We start from the raw sequence: 360 nt of genomic DNA, 5'->3' as shown, positions 1-360 counted from the left end.
AATATTGAGGTTGTCAATACAAGTAAAAACATTTTAATTCCGGTGTCCGCAGTTGTGCCAGAAGAAGATAAAAACTATGTGTGGACCTTGGTTGATGGGAAAGCTAAGAAAGTAGAAGTTACTCTGGGGAACGCAGATGCTTTGAACCAGGAAGTGACCGCTGGTATAGCAGCAGGAGATAAGGTTATTACCATTCCAACTCCGAATCTCGAAGATGGCAAAGAGGTTGAAGCCAATGAAGAACCAGCTTATTAGACTAACAAGTATCAATAAATCCTACAAAAATGGTGATCAAGAACTCCGAGTTTTAAAGAATATTGATTTAGAGGTGGAAGAGGGAGAATTTCTTGCCATTATGGG

The 360-nt window shown here is 39.7% G+C and carries 2 pseudogenes; both read left to right on the top strand.

Features of this window, described 5'->3' with window-relative positions:
• Window positions 1-255: pseudogene (locus C1G53_RS01925) on the top strand (efflux transporter periplasmic adaptor subunit); the annotation flags it as partial.
• A pseudogene (locus tag C1G53_RS13255) lies at window positions 236-360 on the top strand (macrolide ABC transporter ATP-binding protein); the annotation flags it as partial. The pseudogenes C1G53_RS01925 and C1G53_RS13255, both read left to right, overlap by 20 nt.

The sequence above is a fragment of the Streptococcus suis genome, from assembly GCF_002960445.1.
Classification (GTDB): domain Bacteria; phylum Bacillota; class Bacilli; order Lactobacillales; family Streptococcaceae; genus Streptococcus; species Streptococcus hyiners.
The sequence above is the reverse complement of the archived record's forward strand: the minus strand, read 5'-3'. Positions and strand labels throughout refer to the sequence as shown.